General features: G+C 74.7%; 18 protein-coding genes. 7 read left to right on the top strand and 11 right to left on the bottom strand.

The window, feature by feature from the left end:
* Positions 1 to 616, bottom strand: a 616-nt coding sequence (locus RZ50_RS05920; protein ID WP_254801998.1) for an LCP family protein, incomplete at its 3' end; no start/stop codon positions are given.
* Entirely contained in the window at positions 609 to 1,070 is a 462-nt protein-coding gene (locus tag RZ50_RS05915) for a DUF6542 domain-containing protein (protein WP_196951933.1), read from the bottom strand. The genes RZ50_RS05920 and RZ50_RS05915, both read right to left, overlap by 8 nt.
* Before the next feature lie 311 nt (positions 1,071 to 1,381).
* On the opposite strand from RZ50_RS05915, the gene RZ50_RS05910 reads away from it, so the two are divergent.
* Complete coding sequence (locus RZ50_RS05910; protein ID WP_308271482.1) at positions 1,382 to 2,023, top strand: TetR/AcrR family transcriptional regulator; 642 nt, start codon at positions 1,382 to 1,384, stop codon at positions 2,021 to 2,023.
* Between the two features lie 466 nt (positions 2,024 to 2,489).
* Here RZ50_RS05910 and RZ50_RS05905 read toward each other — a convergent pair whose 3' ends face one another.
* Positions 2,490 to 5,402 (bottom strand): AfsR/SARP family transcriptional regulator, encoded by a 2,913-nt coding sequence (locus RZ50_RS05905; RefSeq protein WP_196951932.1) that lies wholly within the window; start codon positions 5,400 to 5,402, stop codon positions 2,490 to 2,492.
* Between the two features lie 100 nt (positions 5,403 to 5,502).
* Between RZ50_RS05905 and RZ50_RS05900 the strand changes: the two genes are divergently transcribed.
* Positions 5,503 to 6,957 carry a BTAD domain-containing putative transcriptional regulator gene (locus RZ50_RS05900; RefSeq protein ID WP_196951931.1) on the top strand — a complete coding sequence of 485 codons (1,455 nt, stop codon included), beginning with the start codon at positions 5,503 to 5,505 and terminating at the stop codon, positions 6,955 to 6,957.
* Positions 6,958 to 7,016: 59 nt separating this feature from the next.
* Here RZ50_RS05900 and RZ50_RS05895 read toward each other — a convergent pair whose 3' ends face one another.
* The 3 genes from RZ50_RS05895 to RZ50_RS05885 form a co-directional block, all read right to left on the bottom strand.
* Positions 7,017 to 7,502, bottom strand: a complete 486-nt coding sequence (locus RZ50_RS05895) for a hypothetical protein (RefSeq protein ID WP_196951930.1) — start codon at positions 7,500 to 7,502, stop codon at positions 7,017 to 7,019.
* A gap of 295 nt (positions 7,503 to 7,797) precedes the next feature.
* Positions 7,798 to 8,517: a DsbA family protein gene (locus tag RZ50_RS05890; protein ID WP_196951929.1), complete on the bottom strand. Its 720-nt coding sequence runs from the start codon at positions 8,515 to 8,517 to the stop codon at positions 7,798 to 7,800.
* Positions 8,518 to 8,618: 101 nt separating this feature from the next.
* Positions 8,619 to 9,140, bottom strand: a complete 522-nt coding sequence (locus RZ50_RS05885; protein WP_196951928.1) for a CGNR zinc finger domain-containing protein — start codon at positions 9,138 to 9,140, stop codon at positions 8,619 to 8,621.
* 59 nt (positions 9,141 to 9,199) lie between these two features.
* Here RZ50_RS05885 and RZ50_RS05880 point away from each other — a divergent pair, with 59 nt between their 5' ends.
* Together RZ50_RS05880 and RZ50_RS05875 are read left to right on the top strand one after the other, a co-directional pair.
* Complete coding sequence (locus tag RZ50_RS05880; protein ID WP_196951927.1) at positions 9,200 to 10,381, top strand: MFS transporter; 1,182 nt, start codon at positions 9,200 to 9,202, stop codon at positions 10,379 to 10,381.
* 203 nt (positions 10,382 to 10,584) lie between these two features.
* Positions 10,585 to 10,869: a hypothetical protein gene (locus tag RZ50_RS05875; protein WP_196951926.1), complete on the top strand. Its 285-nt coding sequence runs from the start codon at positions 10,585 to 10,587 to the stop codon at positions 10,867 to 10,869.
* Positions 10,870 to 10,909: 40 nt separating this feature from the next.
* On the opposite strand, the gene RZ50_RS05870 is transcribed toward RZ50_RS05875, so the two are convergent.
* A complete protein-coding gene (locus RZ50_RS05870) occupies positions 10,910 to 11,353 on the bottom strand; it encodes a MerR family transcriptional regulator (protein WP_196951925.1) in 444 nt (147 codons plus the stop codon).
* Positions 11,354 to 11,408: 55 nt separating this feature from the next.
* Here RZ50_RS05870 and RZ50_RS05865 point away from each other — a divergent pair, with 55 nt between their 5' ends.
* The gene (locus RZ50_RS05865; RefSeq protein ID WP_196951924.1) at positions 11,409 to 12,410 is read left to right on the top strand and encodes an oxidoreductase; all 1,002 of its coding nucleotides are present in this window, start codon (positions 11,409 to 11,411) and stop codon (positions 12,408 to 12,410) included.
* Between the two features lie 12 nt (positions 12,411 to 12,422).
* Here RZ50_RS05865 and RZ50_RS05860 read toward each other — a convergent pair whose 3' ends face one another.
* Positions 12,423 to 12,971 carry a hypothetical protein gene (locus tag RZ50_RS05860; protein ID WP_196951923.1) on the bottom strand — a complete coding sequence of 183 codons (549 nt, stop codon included), beginning with the start codon at positions 12,969 to 12,971 and terminating at the stop codon, positions 12,423 to 12,425.
* 152 nt (positions 12,972 to 13,123) lie between these two features.
* Positions 13,124 to 13,843 carry a chitinase gene (locus tag RZ50_RS05855; protein ID WP_196951922.1) on the bottom strand — a complete coding sequence of 240 codons (720 nt, stop codon included), beginning with the start codon at positions 13,841 to 13,843 and terminating at the stop codon, positions 13,124 to 13,126.
* A gap of 271 nt (positions 13,844 to 14,114) precedes the next feature.
* Between RZ50_RS05855 and RZ50_RS05850 the strand changes: the two genes are divergently transcribed.
* On the top strand, positions 14,115 to 16,109 hold the full coding sequence (locus RZ50_RS05850) for a hypothetical protein (protein WP_196951921.1): 1,995 nt from the start codon (positions 14,115 to 14,117) through the stop codon (positions 16,107 to 16,109).
* Between the two features lie 24 nt (positions 16,110 to 16,133).
* Here RZ50_RS05850 and RZ50_RS05845 read toward each other — a convergent pair whose 3' ends face one another.
* Positions 16,134 to 16,328 carry a DUF6011 domain-containing protein gene (locus RZ50_RS05845; protein ID WP_196951920.1) on the bottom strand — a complete coding sequence of 65 codons (195 nt, stop codon included), beginning with the start codon at positions 16,326 to 16,328 and terminating at the stop codon, positions 16,134 to 16,136.
* A 51-nt stretch (positions 16,329 to 16,379) separates the two neighbouring features.
* Between RZ50_RS05845 and RZ50_RS05840 the strand changes: the two genes are divergently transcribed.
* Positions 16,380 to 17,147, top strand: coding sequence for a TetR/AcrR family transcriptional regulator (locus RZ50_RS05840; protein ID WP_196951919.1), 768 nt, complete (start codon positions 16,380 to 16,382; stop codon positions 17,145 to 17,147).
* Here the strand turns inward: RZ50_RS05840 and RZ50_RS05835 are convergent.
* Complete coding sequence (locus RZ50_RS05835; RefSeq protein ID WP_196951918.1) at positions 17,134 to 17,538, bottom strand: helix-turn-helix domain-containing protein; 405 nt, start codon at positions 17,536 to 17,538, stop codon at positions 17,134 to 17,136. The two genes, RZ50_RS05840 and RZ50_RS05835, sit on opposite strands and share 14 nt — an antisense overlap.
* Positions 17,539 to 17,558 lie beyond the last annotated feature (20 nt).

Here is a 17,558-nt window from a genome sequence, read left to right as displayed (position 1 = left end):
CGGCCCGGCCCGCGTCGCGGCCGGCCTTCTCCAGGTCCGCGCCCTTGAGGCCCTTGGCCGTCAGGCCCGGGGTCACCTTCTCCTTGGCGATCCCGTAGGCCTCCTTGATCTTGTGCATGCCCTGCTGGGAGCCGTCCCCGTTGTACGTCATGACGTAGTCGTCGCGGGGTATGGAGACCGCCTGCGCCTTGCCGCCGTTGGCCGGTATGTGCAGCAGGATCAGCGAGTTGGTGTTGTAGCCGCCGATGTCGGAGCTGTGGCCGGCGTGCAGCTCGTCCTGGACGAACTCCGGGGGCAGGTCCGAACCGTCCATCGCCTTGCGGCTGTCGAGACCGATCAGCAGCAGGTTGACCGAGTTGTCCAGGTGCTTGGGGGCGTCCTTCTTGGTCTCCGAGATGGCGTTGGACGTGGTCATCCCGTCGGTCAGCGAGGTGTACTCGTACCAGACGACGCCGCTGGCGGCGAACACCGCGAAGCCCATCGTGCAGGCCACCACCCGGCCCGCGATCAGCACCGGGGAGGGGCGGCGGGCCGGAGCCTTCGCCTGTGCGGCCCTGCGCCCGGAGGCCCGGCCGCCGTCGCGGCCGCCGTCCCGCTGCTCGCCGTTGTCAGCCATGGTGCCTCCTCCGGTCCCGGACCACCCGGACCACGATCACCAGTAGGGCCGCGGCCGCGGCCTGTGCCATCACGGGGAAGCCGTGCACCACCCACTTCGCCGAGCCGGTGGCCAGGCGGTTGCCCTGGTACAGGTCGCTGTTGGCCACCAGTTCGGCGACGGCCGTTATGCCCAGCACGACCAGCGGCGAGGCCGCCACCACCCACCACCAGCCGCTGCGGGTGCTGAGCGCGGCCGCCAGGCCCGTCCCGAGCACCGCGCACACCGCGAACGCCAGGCCCATGCCGGAGCCGGAGAGCTCGTCGATCCCCGCACCCACCAGCGGAAGCCCGACGGCCACCGCCGCGGGCAGGGCCGGACCGCCGGAGAAGGGGCGGGTGGGGCCGTCGGGCCTGCCCGGTGCCGCCCGCCGCCGTGAACCCTGGTCGGACGACCGTCCTCGCTGCCCCGCCACGCTCTCACCCCCGGTGTTCCCGTGCTCCGCGCGCCGTGGTCGGCGCCTGCGCCGTCTCGCCGTGGGAGAGAGGTTGTGGCGCTGCCAGTACGGGACGCTGGTGTTCGGCCGGCCGGTTCCCGTTCTCGGTTTCCCGCTGCTGTCCGGGGGCAGGCACGTTTTCGGATTTGCTCTACAGAGGTGTAGAGATCGGTACGCAGCATAGAGCACAGCTGTTCGGTGGCAAGCCCGGGCCGGGAGTCGCCCGAGAAAACTACACCGGACGGTTTTGAGAAGGTCGGCCAGGAGCGCCGACGGATGAGGAGTGGGCCGTGGCGACCACGGGCGGAGCGGGACGGCCGGAGAAGCGGAAGGCGATCACCCGGGCCGCGACGGCGGTCTTCGGGCGCGAGGGGTACGTCCGGGCCAGCATGGACGCGATAGCGGCCGAGGCCGGGGTGTCCAAGCGGACGGTCTACAACCACTTCGCCGACAAGGAGACCCTCTTCCTGTCGGTGGCCCTGCGGAACTCGGCGGAACTGGCCGACGGCATCCGGGAGCTGATGGCGAAGCACCTGGACAAGGTGGTGGACCTGCGCCGGGGCCTGGTCGACTTCGCCGTCGAGCGGGCGCACACCGTCCTCGCCGCGGGGGACCACGGCGCGCTCGGCCGGGCCATCCGCGCCGAGGTGGCCAACATCCCGGCGGACGTGCTGGAGGCCTGGCTGGAGGCCGGCCCGGTGGCCACCCGGCGCGACCTCGCGGCGCACTTCGAGGCGCTGGCCGGCCGGGGACTGCTGACGGAGGCCGACCCGGAGCTGGCCGCCGAGCAGTTCACCCTGCTGACCTTCCAGGGCATCGCCGAGCGCTCCTTCTGGGGCGCCGTCCCGATGGCCGGGGCGGAGGTCGAGCGGACCGCGGAGCGGGGCGTCGACGCCTTCCTGCGGCTCCACGGCGCCCCGGCGGCAGGCTGATCGGGCCGGGCAGGCCGGGCAGGCCGGTCGGGCCGAGCTCCGGGCGGGGGTGGCGCAGGTCGCTTCCAAGGGCGTGGCGCCCGCTGCGGATGTGCTTCATGACACGTCCCCCGTCTTTCGGGGCCACCGTGGCGGCGGCCCGTCCGAGGGGCGTTCGTCGTCCAGCGGGACGGTGGCACGCCACGGTCTTGGCGCTCCTTTGACCCGCCCGTGACGAGTCCCGGGCGGGTCCGTGCCAAGGGACGTCGGGCCGTGACCAGTCGTTGACGAACGGTCGTACACCCCTCAAGTCGCCTGGAGCGCCATGGGGACGGGCCCGGTCCGCGCGGCGGCGCCGAGCCCGGCGAGGAGCCTGCGGGTGCGGGTGACGGTGCTCATCGGGTGCTCCGACGTTCTCGGTGGAGAAGCGGCGGGAAGAACGGTCCCGGACCGCGGTGGACAGGCGGCCAACGCGCGTAGCAGACGATCAGTCGAGACCCGCCAGCAGCTTCCTGGCCTGCGCCGCCTCCTCCTCCAGGCCCAGCCGTTCGTACAGCTCCAGGGAGTCCGCCAGACAGGCCCGGGCCTGGCGCGGGCGGCCGAGGCCGGTGAGGGCGGTGCCGAGGGTGCGCAGCAGGCCGGCCTCCAGGGCGGCGCTGGTGCGGCGGGCGAGGGGGAGGACGGCTTCGGCGGCGTCGACGGCGGGCAGCCAGCGGTCGGCCTCGGCGTGGATGCGGGCGGCGAGGTCTCCGGCGGCGGCCGCGAAGACGGTGACCTGGAGGGTGGCGAACTCCTCGCGGGCCGCGACGGCGTGGGCGAGCGCCGCCTCCGGGTCGCCGCACAGGCGCAGGACGCGGGCGAGGTAGTAGCGGCCGGTCGCGGCGGAGACCGGTCCCGAGGCGCTCATCAGGCGGGCGCTGCGTTCGGCGGCGTCCCGGGCCTCGCCGAGGCGCCCGGTGTGGGCGGCGCTGAACGCGAACTCGCCGAGCGCGCTGCCCTCGGCACGCCGGGCGCCGAGGCGGTGGAACAGCTCGGCGGCGCGGCCTGCGTGTTCGGCGGCCTCGGCGTAGCGGCCGTGGACGCGGGCGTTGCCTCCCATGTTCAGCAGGGCCTTGGCGAGCACCCGCTCGGGGCCCCCTGCGGTGCAGAGGTCGACGGCCCGGCGGAGGTCCTCCTCCGACTCGGTGTAGCGGTTGATGTGCCAGAGCATGCTGCCGCGCAGGTAGCGGGCGAGGGCGAGTGGCCCGGGTTCGCCGCGGGTTTCGGCCTCCCGGGCGAGCCGCCCGGCGAGATCGACGATGACGCCGGTCTGGGTGCGTTCGGCGAGCACCGCGCCCATCCGGTCGGCGAGTTCGGCGGCGCGGTCCAGTGGCAGGGCCGGGTCGGCGCAGCTGAGGGCGATGGCGGCGGCGTGCACCTCGGCCTGCTCGCGCATCCAGCGCACCGCTTCGGCGCCGTCGGCGATGGGCAGGCCGGGAGCGGCTACGGGGGCGCCGAGCAGGCTGAGTTCGGCCGGTTCGGCCTTGCGGGCGGCGAGGTCGGCGTTGCGGGCGGTGGCGAGGCAGAAGTCGAGCAGCCGCTCGGTGGCGGCGGTGCGTTCGGCGGTGTCCTCCTCGGCGGCGAGCCGGTCGCGGGCGTAGGCGCGGACGAGGTCGTGGAAGCCGTAGCGGTCGAACCGGGGGGACTGCAGCAGGTTGAGGTCGACGAGTTCTTCGAGGAGCCGGTCGGTCTCGTCCTCGCTGCGGCCGAGCAGGGCGGCGGCGCAGGGCAGCGGGAGGTCGGGGGCGTCCGGCAGGGAGAGCAGGCGGAAGGCGCGGGCGAGTTCCGGGTCGAGGCGGTGGTAGGAGAGGGCGAAGGTGGCCTCCACGGTCCGTTCGCCGTCGCTGAGTTCGGCCAGCCGGTGTTCGTGGCGCAGCCCTTCGGCGAGGGCGGCGAGGGTGAGCGCGGGGTCGGCGGCGAGCCGGGAGGCGGCGATGCGGACGGCCAGCGGCAGCAGTCCGCAGGCCCGGACGACCTCTTCGGCGGCCTCCGGTTCGGCGGCCGTGCGGTCGGCGCCGACGATCCGGGTGAGAAGTTCCAGGGCCTCGGTGGGCGGCAGGGTGTCCAGGCGCAGGTGGTGCGCCCCGGAGAGGCCGGTGAGCCGCTGCCGGCTGGTGATCAGCACGGCGCAGCCGGCCGCGCCGGGCAGCAGGTGTTCGACGTGGTCGAAGGTGGCGGCGTTGTCGAGGACGACCAGGACGCGCCGTCCGGCGAGTGCGGAGCGGTAGAGGGCGCTGCGTTCGCCGGTGTCGGGCGGGATCTCGCCGGGGGCGACGCCGAGGGCGCGCAGGAAGCCGGCCAGGACGGTGCCGGGGGTGGGCGGGGTGCGGTCGGCGCCGCGCAGGTCGGCGAAGAGCTGACCGTCGGGGAAGCGCTCACGGGCCTGCCGGGCGACGTGGACGGCGAGGGTGGTCTTGCCGACGCCGCCCATGCCGTCGAGGGCGGAGACCACGACGGCGCGGCCGCCGGCCGCGGCGAGGCGTTCGGCGAGGGTTTCGACCTCTTCGACGCGTCCGGTGAAGTCGGGTAGGCCGGAGGGGAGTTGGTCGGGTGCCTGCCAGGAGTCGGCGGTGGGTTCGGGGGCGGTGCGGGCGGGGAGAAGGGTCGGGTCCTCGCGCAGGATGCGCAGTTGGAGGGCGGCCGGGCCGGGTGCGTCCGGCGGCAGCGACGGGCGGGCGTCCTCGTACACGGCGAGCGCCTCGGCCTTGCGGCCGGCCTGGTGGAGGGCGTGCATCAGGACGGTGGTGAGCCGGGGCCGGCCGGGGTGTTCCAGGACGAGCGCGGCGGCTTCGGCGGTGAGGTCGGTGCGGTCGCCGAGTTCGGTGTCCAGTTCCAGCTGGGACTCCCTGGCCGAGATCCGCTGTTCGGTGAGGCGGGCCCGGACGGTTTCGGCGTGCGGTCCGGGCAGTCCGGCGAGCGGCTCGCCGGCCCACAGCCGCTGGGCGCGGTGCAGCACCTCCCGTACGTCCTGCGGCGGGGCGCCGGCCCGGCGCAGCCGTTCGGCCTCGGCGAGCAGCGCCTGCCACTCCTGGGCGTCGGTGGGCGCGGGCTTGAGCGCGTAGCCGTCGCCGACGCGCACCAGCGGCAGGTGCTGCGGGTCGTCGCCGGTGTGCGGCCTGAACGCGGCGCGCAGCCGGGAGACGGCGAGCTGGACGGCCTTGCGCGGGTCGCCCGGCGGGGCGCCGCCCCACACGCCCTCGACCAGCACCGAGGTCGCCACCGTCCGCCCGGCGGCGCCGATCAGGACGGCGAGCACGGCGCGTTGCTGCGGGCGGCCGAGTTCCACCTCCTCGGCTCCGTACCAGGCCCGCAGTGGGCCCAGCAGTGCGAACCGCAGCCGCGATCCCCCCATGTCCACCATGTGTTCCGTCCCCTGCCGGTCGTCCTGTGCCGGGATCTCGCCACTTCCGTCCGGAATGCGGCGCCCCCATACCCCGGCGACTTATGCTCTGTCACTGATCGTGCACCGCACTCTGGGCTTCGAGGGGTGGGCCGTGGGGCTCGAATTCCGTGTGCTGGGGCCGCTGCGCGCCCGGTGCGACGGTCGTGAGGTCGACCTCGGCCGACCGCAGCAGCGGGCCGTGCTCGCCGCCCTGCTGCTTCCTCCGGGCCGGCTGGTCCCCACGGACCGGCTGGTCGAGGGCCTGTGGGGGGAGGACGACGCCCGCTGGCCGAAGGACCCGACCGGGCAGATCGGCACGCATGTCCACCGTTTGCGGCGGGCCCTGGGCGAGCCGGGGCTGCTGGTCGCGGCGGCGGGCGGCTACCGGCTCGGGGTGCCGCGGGAGGCGGTGGACGTCTTCCGGTACGAGGGCGCGGTGGCGGAGGCCGTCGCTCTGCGTCACCAGGACCCGGCGCGGGCCCGGGAGTTGCTGGTGCGGGCGTTCGGGGCGTGGGCGGGTCCGCGCGCGCTGGACGGCGTGCCCGGGCCGCTCGCGGAGAGGGGCCGGGAGCGGCTGGCGGCGGGGCGCCTGGCGGCGCTGAAGGTGCGGTACGACGTGGACCTGGCGCTCGGGCGGCACACGGAGGCGCTGGGGCCACTGGGCGTGCTGGCGGCGGACCATCCGCAGGACGAGGAGGTGCACCGGCTGCACCTGTTGGCGCTGCACCGCTGCGGCCGGACGGCGCAGGCGCTGGCGGAGTACGAGGCGCTGCGGGAGCGGTTGGACCGGGAGCTGGGGCTCGAACCGACGGCCGCGGTGGCGGAGTTGGCGGAGCGGATCCGGCGCGGGGAGGCGGTGGCGGCCGTCCGGGCGCTGCCCCGGCCGTGCCAGTTGCCGCCGGACATCCCGGATCTGGTCGGGCGGGCCGGGCTGGTGCGGGAGGCGGAGCAGGCGCTGCGGGCGGCCGGTGCCTCGCCGGTGGTGGGCCTGTCCGGGCCGTCCGGAAGCGGGGCCTCGGCGCTGGCGGTGCACGTCGCGCACGCGGTGCAGGACTCCTTTCCGGACGGGCAGTTGTACGCGGGCGGTGGCGAGACCGGCGCGGTACTGGCCGGGTTCCTCCGGGCGCTGGGGGAGCGGCCCGCGCGCTCGGCTCCCGTCGAGGAACTGTCGGCGCGCTACCGGGCGGCGCTGGCGGGGCGGCGGGTGCTGGTGGTGGTCGACGGGATCGCCGATCCGCTGGGGCTGCTGCCCGGGGTGGCCGGGTGCGCGGCGGTGGTGGCCGGCGCGGAGCCGGGGGGACTGCCGGGCGACGCCGTACGGCTGGCGGTCGGGCCGCTGGAGCCGCACGACGCCTTCGAGCTGCTGGCCCGGGTGGCCGGCGCCGAGCGGGTGCGGCGGGAGCCGGAGGCGGTGGCCGAGCTGGCCGAGGTGTGCGGCTACCTGCCGGTGCTGCTGCGGACGGCGGCGGGCAGGCTGGCAGCCCGGCCACAGTGGACGGTGGCCGAGCTGGTCCGGTGGCTCGCCCGCGCGTGAGTCACGGCGTGCGGGCGACGGCCACGGCGGAGAGCCGGCGGGCCTCGGCCGGACAGGGCCTAGTCGATGCGGGTGCTGTACAGGTCGGACGACAGCTGGACGAAGTTGCCCGAGCCGGAGTGCGGGATCCGGTCGCCGCCCCAGGTGACGAAGACCGCGCCGTTGTCGCTGACGGTCAGCCTGGCGTGCGGGTGGCCGTTGGTGCCGAGGGCCCAGCAGAAGCCGCCGTTGGCGGAGTAGACGACGAGGTTTCCGTCGGACTGCATGACGGCCTTGTAGCCGCAGTTGTTGGTGCCGGTGGCCCAGACGGGCGTATTGCCGTGGTAGATGACCAGGTTGCCGTCGGACTGCATGATCATCCGGGCGCCGGCGGAGTCGAGGTGCCAGCCCGGGTAGAGCGGCTCGTCGTCCCAGATCGAGACGTAGTTGGTGCCCCGTTCGAGCGCCGCCTCCGCGGTGCCGGTGGCGGCCAGGGTCCCGGCCAGGGCGAGTGCGGTGGTGGCGGCGGCCAGCGCCAGGTTCCGGAGGGTCTTCTTCGTCTTCATGGCCCCGTGTGTCTCTTCTCGTTCCTCGCGCCCGTGATTCGGTGGGGGCGCCGTGCACGGACGACGATGCCGGGGGTCGGTATACGTTCGATGAACGCTCCTGGTGGCGGGTGCGCCGCGGACACCGGCGAACCCGTCAGTACGACTGGCCGGCGGCCCCGAGCCGGAGCCCGGGGCCGCACGACCCGCCCCGCCACTCGCCCCGCCCCGTGTGCCCATCCCTGTCCGCCCGGAGAGACGGCATCGGAGCAGGACGTCGGGTGGGCCGACCTCCTGCTCCGATGCCGTTCGGGTCTCAGCGCTGCGGCAGCTCGCAGCCGTCCGGGCCGCAGGCGTCCCCGGCCGCCGTCTCGCCGCCGACCGGGATCAGCGTCACCGGCACCCGGCTCTCCCAGGCCTGCTCCAGTGCCCGGGTGAACGTTTCCGCGGGTTGGGCGCCGGAGACGCCGAGCCGGCGGTCGAGGACGAAGAACGGCACGCCCGTCGCACCCATCGCGCTCGCGGTCTCCTCGTCCTCGCGCACCGCGTCGGCGTACGCGTCCGGGTCGGCCAGGACGGCGGCCGCCGCCTCGCGGTCCAGCCCGGCCTCGACGGCCAGCTCGATCAGCCGCTCCTCCTCGAACGCCGACCGCTCCTCGGCGAAGTTCGCCCGGTACAGCGCGTCCAGCAGCTGCGGCTGTCGCCCCTGCTCCTTGGCGAAGTGCAGCAGGCGGTGCATGTCGAAGGAGTTCGCCGCGTCGCGGCCCTCGCTCAGGTAGGGCAGGCCCTCCCCGCGCGCGTTCTCGGCGATCCGCGCCTCCGCGGCCTCGGCCTGCTCCAGGCTCATCCCGTACTTCGTCGCGAGCAGCGGGACCACCGGACGGGCCGCGCGCGGCGCGTGCGGGTCCAGCTCGAAGGAACGGTGGACGACCTCCACCTCCTCGCGGTGCGGGAAGCGCTCCAGGGCCTGCTCGAACCGGGCCTTGCCGATGTAGCACCACGGGCAGTTGATGTCGCTCCAGATTTCGACGCGCACGGCGCTCCACTCCTCCAGGCCTGCCTCGCGCGGACCTCCCGCGCCAACACCGGCGACAACGGCTCCGGGCGCCTGAATATTTCTTGTCCTGAAATATTCGGCTACGTACGGGCGCGGCCCCGGTGCCGCCGCACCGCGTCCCGGTTGGCGCAGCGCTGCGAACAGTAGCGCTGCCGGCCCGTCCGACTGGTGTCCGCGAAGATCAGCCCGCACTCCGCCACCGCGCACCGCCCGAGCCGGTGCATTCCGCGCCCGACCAGGTGCAGTGCCGTGCCGACCGCGATCAGCGCGTGCAGCGTCTCCCCGAACGGCCGGTGCTCCTCCCGGTAGTGCAGGTGCCAGCCCTCGTCCCCGTGGTCGGTCAGGCGGGGGTGCGAGGCGGAGGCCGCGAGCATGCCGTTGAGCAGGGCGGCCCGCGCGCGTCCGTCCCGCTCGTCCACCACGAGCTCCCAGGCGTCCAGGGCGGTGAGCACCGTCCTCAAGTCCGCCGCGGTGACCGCACCTTCGATGACCAGGCCGGCGGAGCGGCAGCGCTCGGCCAGCTCCTCCGCGCTCGCCGGCCGCCGATTGGCCAGCGCGGCGGCCAGGTTGACGGCATCGGCGCCGTAAGGGTTGAGCTGCACAAGGGCATTACACCAGCCTGGGGATCGGCCAACCACCCCTCCCCGCCGTGGAGTTCGCCATGCCCGTCCTCGCCCCCGTCGCCGCCCGCCCGCGCTACCGCTGGGCCGTCCTCGGCATCGCCACCTTCACCCAGGCCGCCACCTGCTACTTCGTCCAGGGCATCGGCTCGCTCGGACCGGCCCTGCAGGACGGCCTCTCGCTCTCCATCGGGCAGCTCGGACTGCTCCTCTCCGCCGCCCAACTCATGCCGCTGATCGGACTGCTGGTCGTCGGGCGGCTGCTCGACCGCTACGACGAACGCTGGATCGTCGGCGCGGGCGCCCTCGTGGTCGCCGCCGGACTCGCGCTCGGCTCCGCCGCCCCCGGGTACGGCATGCTGCTGCTCGCGCTGCTGATCGTCGGCGCGGGGTACAGCAGCGCCCAACCGGGCGGCAGCAAATCGGTGGCCTCCTGGTTCGACAGCTCGCAGCGCGGCCTCGCGATGGGCGTCCGGCAGGCCGGCCTGCCCCTGGGCGGCGCACTCGCGGCAGCGGTGCAGCCGGTGCTCGCGGCACGGTTCGGCTGGCGGGCGACGCTCGTCTCCGGCGCCCTGGTCGCGCTCGCGGGGGCCGCCGTCTTCACCGCCTGCTACCGGCGGCCGCCGTCCCCGCCCGCCGCCTCCACCCCTCCGCCCGTGCCGCAGCTCCGGATGCTCCGCGAACCGGCCATGGTGCGGATCATGCTCTCCGGCATCGCCCTGGTCGCGGCCCAGAGCGGCCTCGGCATCCTCACCGTCCTCCACCTCCACGACGCCGGCCTGAGCGCCGCCTCCGCCGCCCTCGTCCTGGTGGCCGCCCAGGGCGCGGGCATCGCCGGCCGGATCTGCCTCGCCGCCTGGAGCGACCGAGTGCGCAGCGGCCGCTACACCACCGTGCGGGCCTGCCTCGCCGCCGTCACCGCCGGCACCCTCGCCCTCGCCACCCCGCTCGGCCAGCACCCGGCGACCGCCTGCGCCCTGTTCGTCCTGCTCGGCTTCTTCGGCATCGGCTGGTACGGGCCCTGGGTCGCCCACGTCGCCGAATCCGCCCCACCCGGCCGCACCGGCTCCGCCCTCGGCCTCGCCATGACCGCCAACCAGATCGCCATCGTCCTCGCCCCACCCCTCCTCGGCCTCCTCCGCGACGCCACCCACACCTTCACCCCGCCGTGGCTCCTCCTCGCCGCCCTCACCGCCGCCGCCCTGACCACCACCCGCCCCTGACCGGCGCTGCGCAGGAAGTCGGCGGGTCCGGCTTCCTGTTTCTGTTGCCGCCACTGCCGTGTTCGTCCCGCCTTGAGGCCCGGCCGGGTACGGCGAGGGATGCCGCCCCGGTGGACTCCCGGCGGATCGGGTGAGCGGGTAACTGCCCATGCGTTGTGCGGGGCCGCGAATTAGGCTTGATCTTTCGAGAGTTGGGGGGAGTCATGTCGCTGGGGTTCGAGCTCGTCCGCCGGCTGGACGGCCTGGTCTACCGGTTCCGCCAGGACGGCGAGTTCAACGGTCGCCCGTCGTTCAAGCGGGTGGACCTGGACGTGTGGTGCCAGTGGGTGCCGGAGCGGGGGTGGTGCACGTTCGGTGCGGACGGGGTCCACAACGGCTGGTCGTTGACGGGGCGGGCGGCGCAGGGGGCGTTCCCGCCCGAAGGGCCCTGGCGCAGTTGGAAGGCGGGCAAGTCGTACCTCTACGACCTGCGTCGCGCCGACGAGTAATGACGAAGTGGGGCTGCTGCTCGGTGGGTTGCCGGACGGGTCACGCCCGGGGCGGCCGGGTTCGCGCGGTCGGGTCCCAGAGCCCGGTGGCCTCGCCGCGCGCGAGGTGCTCGGCGTAGACGCCGACCTTCCAGGCGATGACCGAGCGGCACTCCTCCAGTGCCCGGATCTGCTCGTCGACGCGCTGCTGGTGGGCGTTGAGCAGGCTGAGCCTCTCGGCCTCGTTGCCCGGACCCTGCCGCACCAGTTCGGCGAAGCGCCGCAGGTCGGCGAGCGGCATCCCGGATTCGCGGAGCCTGATGCAGACGTGCAGCCACTCCACGTCGAGCGTGGTGTACCGCCGCCGGCCGCCCGCGGTGCGCCCGACCGGCCCGACGAGCAGGCCCTCGCGCTCGTAGAAGCGCAGCGCGTGCACGCTGAGTCCGGTGCGCGCCGCGACCTCGCCGATGCCCAGTGCCTCCGTACGGCCTCCCTCACCCGCCATGCCGCCCAGCCTAGGACTTGATCTAGACCGCGCTCCAGCTCCTACCGTCCTCGTCATGACCACCAGCGACCAGCGGCCGTTCGGCTCGCCCTTCTCCTTCACCAGCACCGCCGAGGACGTCATGGCCGGTCTCGACCTCTCCGGTCGGACCGCCGTGGTGACCGGCGGCTACTCCGGCCTCGGGCTGGAGACCGCCCGGGCCCTGCGGGGGGCCGGGGCCCGGGTGATCGTCCCGGCCCGCCGGCCGGGCGCCGCCCGCGCCGCGCTCGGGTCCGCCGACGGCCGGGACGGCCGCGACGGCTACCAGGCCGACGGCTACGAGATCGTCCCGATGGACCTCGCCGACCTCGGCAGCGTGCGCGCCGCCGCCGCCCGGATCGCCGGGTCGGCCACGGCCGTCGACCTGCTGTTCGCCTGCGCGGGTGTGATGGCCACCCCGGAGCGGCGCGTCGGCCCGGGCTGGGAGGGGCAGTTCGCCGCCAACCACCTCGGGCACTTCGCCCTGGTCTGCGAGCTCCACCCGCTGCTGGCCGCCGCCGGGGCGCGTGTCGTGGTCCACAGTTCCGCCGGGCACGCCCTCACCGACGTCCGCTGGCGCGACCCGCACTTCCGTACGGGGTACGACAAGTGGCTCGCGTACGGCCAGTCCAAGACCGCCAACGCGCTGTTCGCCGTGCACCTGGACGCGCTCGGGCGGAGGGACGGCGTGCGGGCCTTCGCCCTCCACCCGGGCAAGATCATCACCGGGCTGCAGCGGGAGATGACGCTCCGGGAGCAGATCGACCGCGGCTGGGTGGACGAGCACGGCACCGTGGTCGGCGCCGACTTCAAGACCCCCTCCCAGGGCGCGGCCACCGGCCTCTGGGCGGCCACCTCCCCCCTGCTCGACGGCCGCGGCGGGCTCTACCTGGAGGACTGCGAGGTCGCCCGCGTCGCCGGCCCGGACACCCCGATGGACGACGGCGGCGTGCGCCCGTACGCCGTCGACCCCGCCGCGGCCGCCCGCCTCTGGGAGCTGTCCCTCGCCGCGACCGGCGCCGCCCCGGTCATCGGCTGAGCCGCCCGGGCCCTACAGGCAGATCCAGCAGTACAGCCGTTCGCCGGCCGCCCGTGCCCGGCGGGCGAGGGCGATCAACTCCTCGGCCACCGGCAGCAGGTCGGACGGATCCGCCGCGCCGCACTCCTCGGCCTGCGCCCACCGCGCGACGGCCTCCGGCACCCGCTCGTCGGGCACCTGGGCGAGGGTGTCCCGGGTGGCGTCGTCGAGTTCGGTCACCCAGGGGCCGGTGGTCCACGGGTCGTCCTCGTCCGCGGGGCCGTCCGTCCGGCCCGGGCCGGGTTCCGGGGTGGTCGGCCAGACCGGCGTCTCCACCACCAGGTCGACCTGCCACGGCTCGTCCCGGATGGCCGCGACGAGCTCCGCCAGGACGACACCCGGGTCGAGGCGCTTGGCCTCGACCCCGTCGAAGGCCCCGCCGGAGCCTCCGCCGGAGTTCCCACCGGAGTTCCCGCCCGGGCCCTCCCCGAAGAACTCGGGCCGCCCGCCCCCGGTCAGCTCCAAGGCCCGTACAACCGTCGCCGCGTCGGGCGCACGGAAGTAGTCGGTCAGCACACCCATCCCGATGGCCACCTCCTCGTCTCGTTCCAGGGCAGCAGTTGACCAGATGTCACCGACAACCGGGCGGCATTGACGACAAACGTCCGATCGGCATACGCGTGGAGCAGGAGTCGGCCTGTCCGACTCCTGCTCCACGATGCGCGGACCGGCGGTCAGCAGGAGATGTTCCCGCCGCCGACGTCCGTGCCCAGCACCCCCACGAACTGCTTGTAGAGGTTGATCCGGTCGTTGCGCTCGTCCGGGTTCTTGCCGTTGCATTCGAGGTCGCCGTTGATGCTGCGGATGGTCTCGCCGAAGCCCCTGCCGTTGACGATCGCGTCGTGCGGCGTCGTCGTCCCGGCGCCCTTCTGGGTGTTCCAGAACCAGAGTCCGGTCTTCCAGGAGACGGCCGGGTCCTTCTCGACCTTGGACGGGTCGTTCAGCAGGTCGATGTGCAGGGCGTCGCCCGCGGCCTTGTAGTTGAAGTTCCAGCTGATCTGCAGCGGCCCGCGCCCGTAGTAGGCGCTGCGCCCGGCGGGGCAGCCGTAGGGCTGGCTGCTGTCGCAGTAGTGGCTGTAGTTGGCCGTGTTCTGCTCGACGACGTACTTGAGGCCGCCGGTTTCGTGACTGACGTTGGCGAGGAAGGCCGCCGCCTCGCGCTTGCGGGTGGCGGTGTCGCCGGTGGTGGTGAAGGCGGGGTACGCGCCCAGGGCGTCGGTCAGGCCCTTGTACGTGTAGAAGGCGTTCCGGTTCGGGAACATCTTGTTGAACTGGGCCTCGCTGACCACGAAGGAGCCGGCGGCGGCCGCCTGCGTGGTCGTCGGCCCGGTCAGGGCGATGGTGCTGAGGACGGCGGCCGAGGCGACCGCGGACAGGGCTCGGGAGAACTTCATCGTTCCTCGCCAGGTGAGGGGGAGTTCGGGGCATCGGTGCTTCGCTCTCGAAGCAGCGGAGCCAATCGTGGTCGTCGACGCCCGAAACCTGAACTGTTCCGGCCTTCAAACCACTCGCAAGGGTCGTATCCGATTCAGGAGTTGGACGAAATTTTCTGCGGGGCGATCAGCGGGGTGATCATCCGGCCGTCATACGCACCGGATAGCCTTCCGCGCAGCAGGTATGACGACACTGCGGACGAGCGACACGGCGCGACCGGGGGACACAGGCATGGCGCACACCGAGGACGAGGGCGACGCGCGGCTGGCGGCCGAGGGCGAGGTGGCCGTCGCCCGGCTGGCGATCGACTCCGGAGACCTCGGGCACGCCGCCGACCACCTCTCCGACGCGATCCTCGCCGACCCTCAACTGCCCGAACTGCACGAGGCCCTGGCCGAGTTGTGCGCGGCCGCGGGCGGCCCGGCGGCGGCCCGCGAACTGTTCCCGCTGGACGGCGAGGTCTACCTGGGCACGGTCGTCTGCCGCGCCCACGTCGAGGCCGCCGCGGGGGACTGGAACACCGCCGTCGCCCTGCTCGCCTCGGCGATCCAGTACGAGCCCGCCCACCCCTGGGCGCACACCGCCTGGCTCGCCCGCGAGGACCTGCCCGCCCTGGTCGACCCGGACGCCGTCGCCCAGGCGACGGCCCGCGCGGCCGGCTCGCTGCCCGACCCGCTGCCCGCCGAACTCGCCGACGCCGTACGGCCCTTCGACGACTTCGTGCAGGCCGTACTGGCCCACCACGGCGAGCACCCGCTGCTGCTGGCGATGGCCTCCGGACTGACCCGCCGACTCGGCTCCACCGCCCGCGCCGTCCAACTCGCCGAGCACGCCCACCACCTGGCCCCCGGCTACCTGCCCGCCGTGATGCTCGGCAACGCGCTGCGCTCCGACGGCCGCCCCGAGGCGGCGCTCGTCGTCTGGGAGGCCGAACTGGCCAGGGTCGCCCCGGACCGGGACAACTCCAGCAGCTACCTCGCCGTCGACGTGGCCGAGCTGTACGGCGCCCTCGGCCGACCCGCCGACGGCCTGCCCTGGCTGGACCGGGTGCTCACCACCGAACCCGACCACCCCAAGGCGGCCCCGGCCCGGTACGGGCTGCGCCACGCCGCCGACGGCGACCCGGCCCACCTGCTCGGCCTGGCCGACCACCACCGTGCCCACCCCGACCACGAGTACGCCCAGGAACTGCTGGAGCGGCTCAGCCACCGCGAGTCCTGGCTCGGCATGGTCTCCGGCGCCACCGAGGCGACCGTCAACGTGCTGCACCAGGTGCTCGCCGACCCCGACACCAGCCGCGACACCCGGATCGACTGCACCGTCTCCGCCGTGGAGCCGCCCAGCTCGCTGCTGGCCGTCCGGCTCGCCCTGCCGCAGGCCACCATCGCCTACCGGTCCGTCGGCGAACCCGACCCCCGGCTGCCGCTGACCGAGCCGACCACCCGGATCTGGACCTGGGACGGCACCGATCCGCGCCCGGCCGTCGCCCCGCCGGCCCCGGACAGCGCCGAACTCGTGCGCGCCACCGCCGAGATCGTCTGGCCGACCGTCCCGGCCGCCTACGACCACGCCGTCCGGCTGGCCGGGCTGCCGCTGGACGACCTGCTCGCCGTCCTGGTCCACCCGCCGCTGCCCCGCGAGGACGAGCTCGGCCAGGCCCTGCTCGCCCACCAGCCCGAACTGTGGGTGCGCGCGGTCCAGGCCTTCGCCTGCCTCGGCATCGCGCACCACCGCGCCGACCAGCCCTGGGAGTCCTCCGAACGCCGCCGGGTGCTGCGCGACCTGCTGCTCGGGCCCGAGGACTGGGTGGTCGAGGCGGCCGGCTTCGCCCTGGTCGCGATCGGCTGGACGCAGCCCGCCACCCGCGCCGACATCGCCGCACTGCTGGGGCGGCGGCTGCACCACGCCGCCCGGGCGAGCCGCGGCCGGGTGGTGACGATCCTGCGCTCCTACGCCTCCCTGGCGCTCGCCGCGCCGTGGCTGGACCCGGCCGACCGCGACCTCGCCCGGCGCCTGATCGCGGAGGCGGACGCCAAGGACGACCGGGACGGCGCCGCCGAGGCCGACCGGGACGGCGCCGCCGAGGACACCGCCGAGGACCTCCGGGACGGCACCGCGGGGGAGCCCGCGGCTCCCGTACGGCCGGAACCGGTACGCCGGCCGGAGCCGGAGCAGCGCCCGGAGCCCCGCCCCGGGCGCCTGCGCCGCCTCTTCGGCCGGGGCTGAGCGGGGCCTAGCCGGCTTCAGCCGTCACCCCACCCCCGGCAGCGGCTCCTGGTCCACCTCGTACCGGTCCACCCGCTCCGACGGGTCCCGGCACTCCGGCCCCAGCCGCAGCATCCGCGACTCCGGGTCGTGCAGCGGCCGGTGGCAGCGGCGGCAGGTCACCCGGGGGCGGAGGGGCTGCGTGGTGTCGGTGCCGGGGAGCGGCTCTGGGCTGGTCATGGGGGAGACGGTAGCCGTCCCGGCCGGCGGGCGCCGTGAAAGGATCCGGGCATGGCCACGGACCGCAGCAGCGCAGGAGACCCGGCGCGCACCCTCGCCCTGCTCTGGGGGCTGACCGCCGAGGAGAAGCCCGGCCGGCGCGGCCCCAGGCAGGCCCGCTCGACCGGTGAGATCGCCGCCGTCGCGATCGCCCTGGCCGACGCCGAGGGCGTGGACGCCGTCACCATGCGCCGGGTCGCCCAGGAGCTCGGGCTGTCCCCGATGGCGCTCTACACCTACGTGCCCGGCAAGGCCGAACTGCTCGACCTGATGCTGGACACCGTCTACGCGACCACGCCCCGCAGCACCCCGGCCGACGAGGGCTGGCGCGCCCGGGTGACCGCCGTCGCCGACGACAACCGGGCGCTGTTCCACGCCCACCCGTGGGTCGCCGCCGTCTCCACCAGCCGCCCGCCGCTCGGGCCCGGCCTGATGGCCAAGTACGAGTACGAGCTGCGCGCCTTCGAGGGCACCGGCCTGCCCGACGTCGAGCTGGACGCCGCGCTGACCCACCTGCTCGGCTTCGTCCAGACCTGCGCCCGGATGGTCGCCGACGCGCGGGCCGCCCAGCAGGAGAGCGCGATGACCGACGCCCGGTGGTGGGAGGCCAACGCCCCGCTGCTGGCCCGGGTCTTCGACGCCGAGCGCTACCCGGTGGCCGCCCGCGTCGGGGCCGCCGCCGGCCAGGCGCACGGCGGCGCGTACAGCCCGGAGCACGCCTACGCCTTCGGCCTGGCCCGTGTCCTCGACGGCCTCGAAGCGCTGATCAGGGAGCGGTGACCCGCTCGTCGTACTCCCCGCGCGCGGCCACGACCTCCGGCACCCGCCGCTCGGACCAGTGCGCCAGCGCGGCGACCAGTTCGGCCGCCTCGCGGCCCAGCGGCGTGAGGCTGTAGTCGACCCGCGGCGGGATCACCGGGTGCGCCTCGCGCCGTACGAAGCCGTCCCGCTCCAGCGTCTGGAGGGTCTGGGCGAGCATCTTCTCGCTGACCCCGGACACCCGCCGCCGCAGCTCGCTGAACCGGTAGCCGCGTTCGAACAGCGCGCCGAGCACCAGCACGCCCCAGCGGCTGGTCACGTGCTCCAGCACACCCCGGGACGGGCACATCCGGTCGAACACGTTCGGCGGCGGGAGTTCCTTCGCGACCTCCGTGACCTCCGCGACCTCCATGTCCTCACCTCCACCTCATT

It is taken from the genome of Kitasatospora sp. SUK 42, from assembly GCF_015776785.2.
Classification (GTDB): Bacteria; Actinomycetota; Actinomycetes; order Streptomycetales; family Streptomycetaceae; genus Kitasatospora.
The sequence above is the reverse complement of the archived record's forward strand: the minus strand, read 5'-3'. Positions and strand labels throughout refer to the sequence as shown.

Excerpts from the sequence above, each read along its gene's own strand:
- RZ50_RS05905 (WP_196951932.1), bottom strand. The coding sequence starts at position 5,402 with ATGGTGGACATGGGGGGATCGCGGCTGCGGTTCGCACTGCTGGGCCCA.
- RZ50_RS05895 (WP_196951930.1), bottom strand. The coding sequence starts at position 7,502 with ATGAAGACGAAGAAGACCCTCCGGAACCTGGCGCTGGCCGCCGCCACC.
- RZ50_RS05880 (WP_196951927.1), top strand. The coding sequence starts at position 9,200 with ATGCCCGTCCTCGCCCCCGTCGCCGCCCGCCCGCGCTACCGCTGGGCC.
- RZ50_RS05875 (WP_196951926.1), top strand. The coding sequence starts at position 10,585 with ATGTCGCTGGGGTTCGAGCTCGTCCGCCGGCTGGACGGCCTGGTCTAC.
- RZ50_RS05870 (WP_196951925.1), bottom strand. The coding sequence starts at position 11,353 with ATGGCGGGTGAGGGAGGCCGTACGGAGGCACTGGGCATCGGCGAGGTC.
- RZ50_RS05865 (WP_196951924.1), top strand. The coding sequence starts at position 11,409 with ATGACCACCAGCGACCAGCGGCCGTTCGGCTCGCCCTTCTCCTTCACC.
- RZ50_RS05860 (WP_196951923.1), bottom strand. The coding sequence starts at position 12,971 with ATGGGTGTGCTGACCGACTACTTCCGTGCGCCCGACGCGGCGACGGTT.
- RZ50_RS05855 (WP_196951922.1), bottom strand. The coding sequence starts at position 13,843 with ATGAAGTTCTCCCGAGCCCTGTCCGCGGTCGCCTCGGCCGCCGTCCTC.
- RZ50_RS05850 (WP_196951921.1), top strand. The coding sequence starts at position 14,115 with ATGGCGCACACCGAGGACGAGGGCGACGCGCGGCTGGCGGCCGAGGGC.
- RZ50_RS05845 (WP_196951920.1), bottom strand. The coding sequence starts at position 16,328 with ATGACCAGCCCAGAGCCGCTCCCCGGCACCGACACCACGCAGCCCCTC.
- RZ50_RS05840 (WP_196951919.1), top strand. The coding sequence starts at position 16,380 with ATGGCCACGGACCGCAGCAGCGCAGGAGACCCGGCGCGCACCCTCGCC.
- RZ50_RS05835 (WP_196951918.1), bottom strand. The coding sequence starts at position 17,538 with ATGGAGGTCGCGGAGGTCACGGAGGTCGCGAAGGAACTCCCGCCGCCG.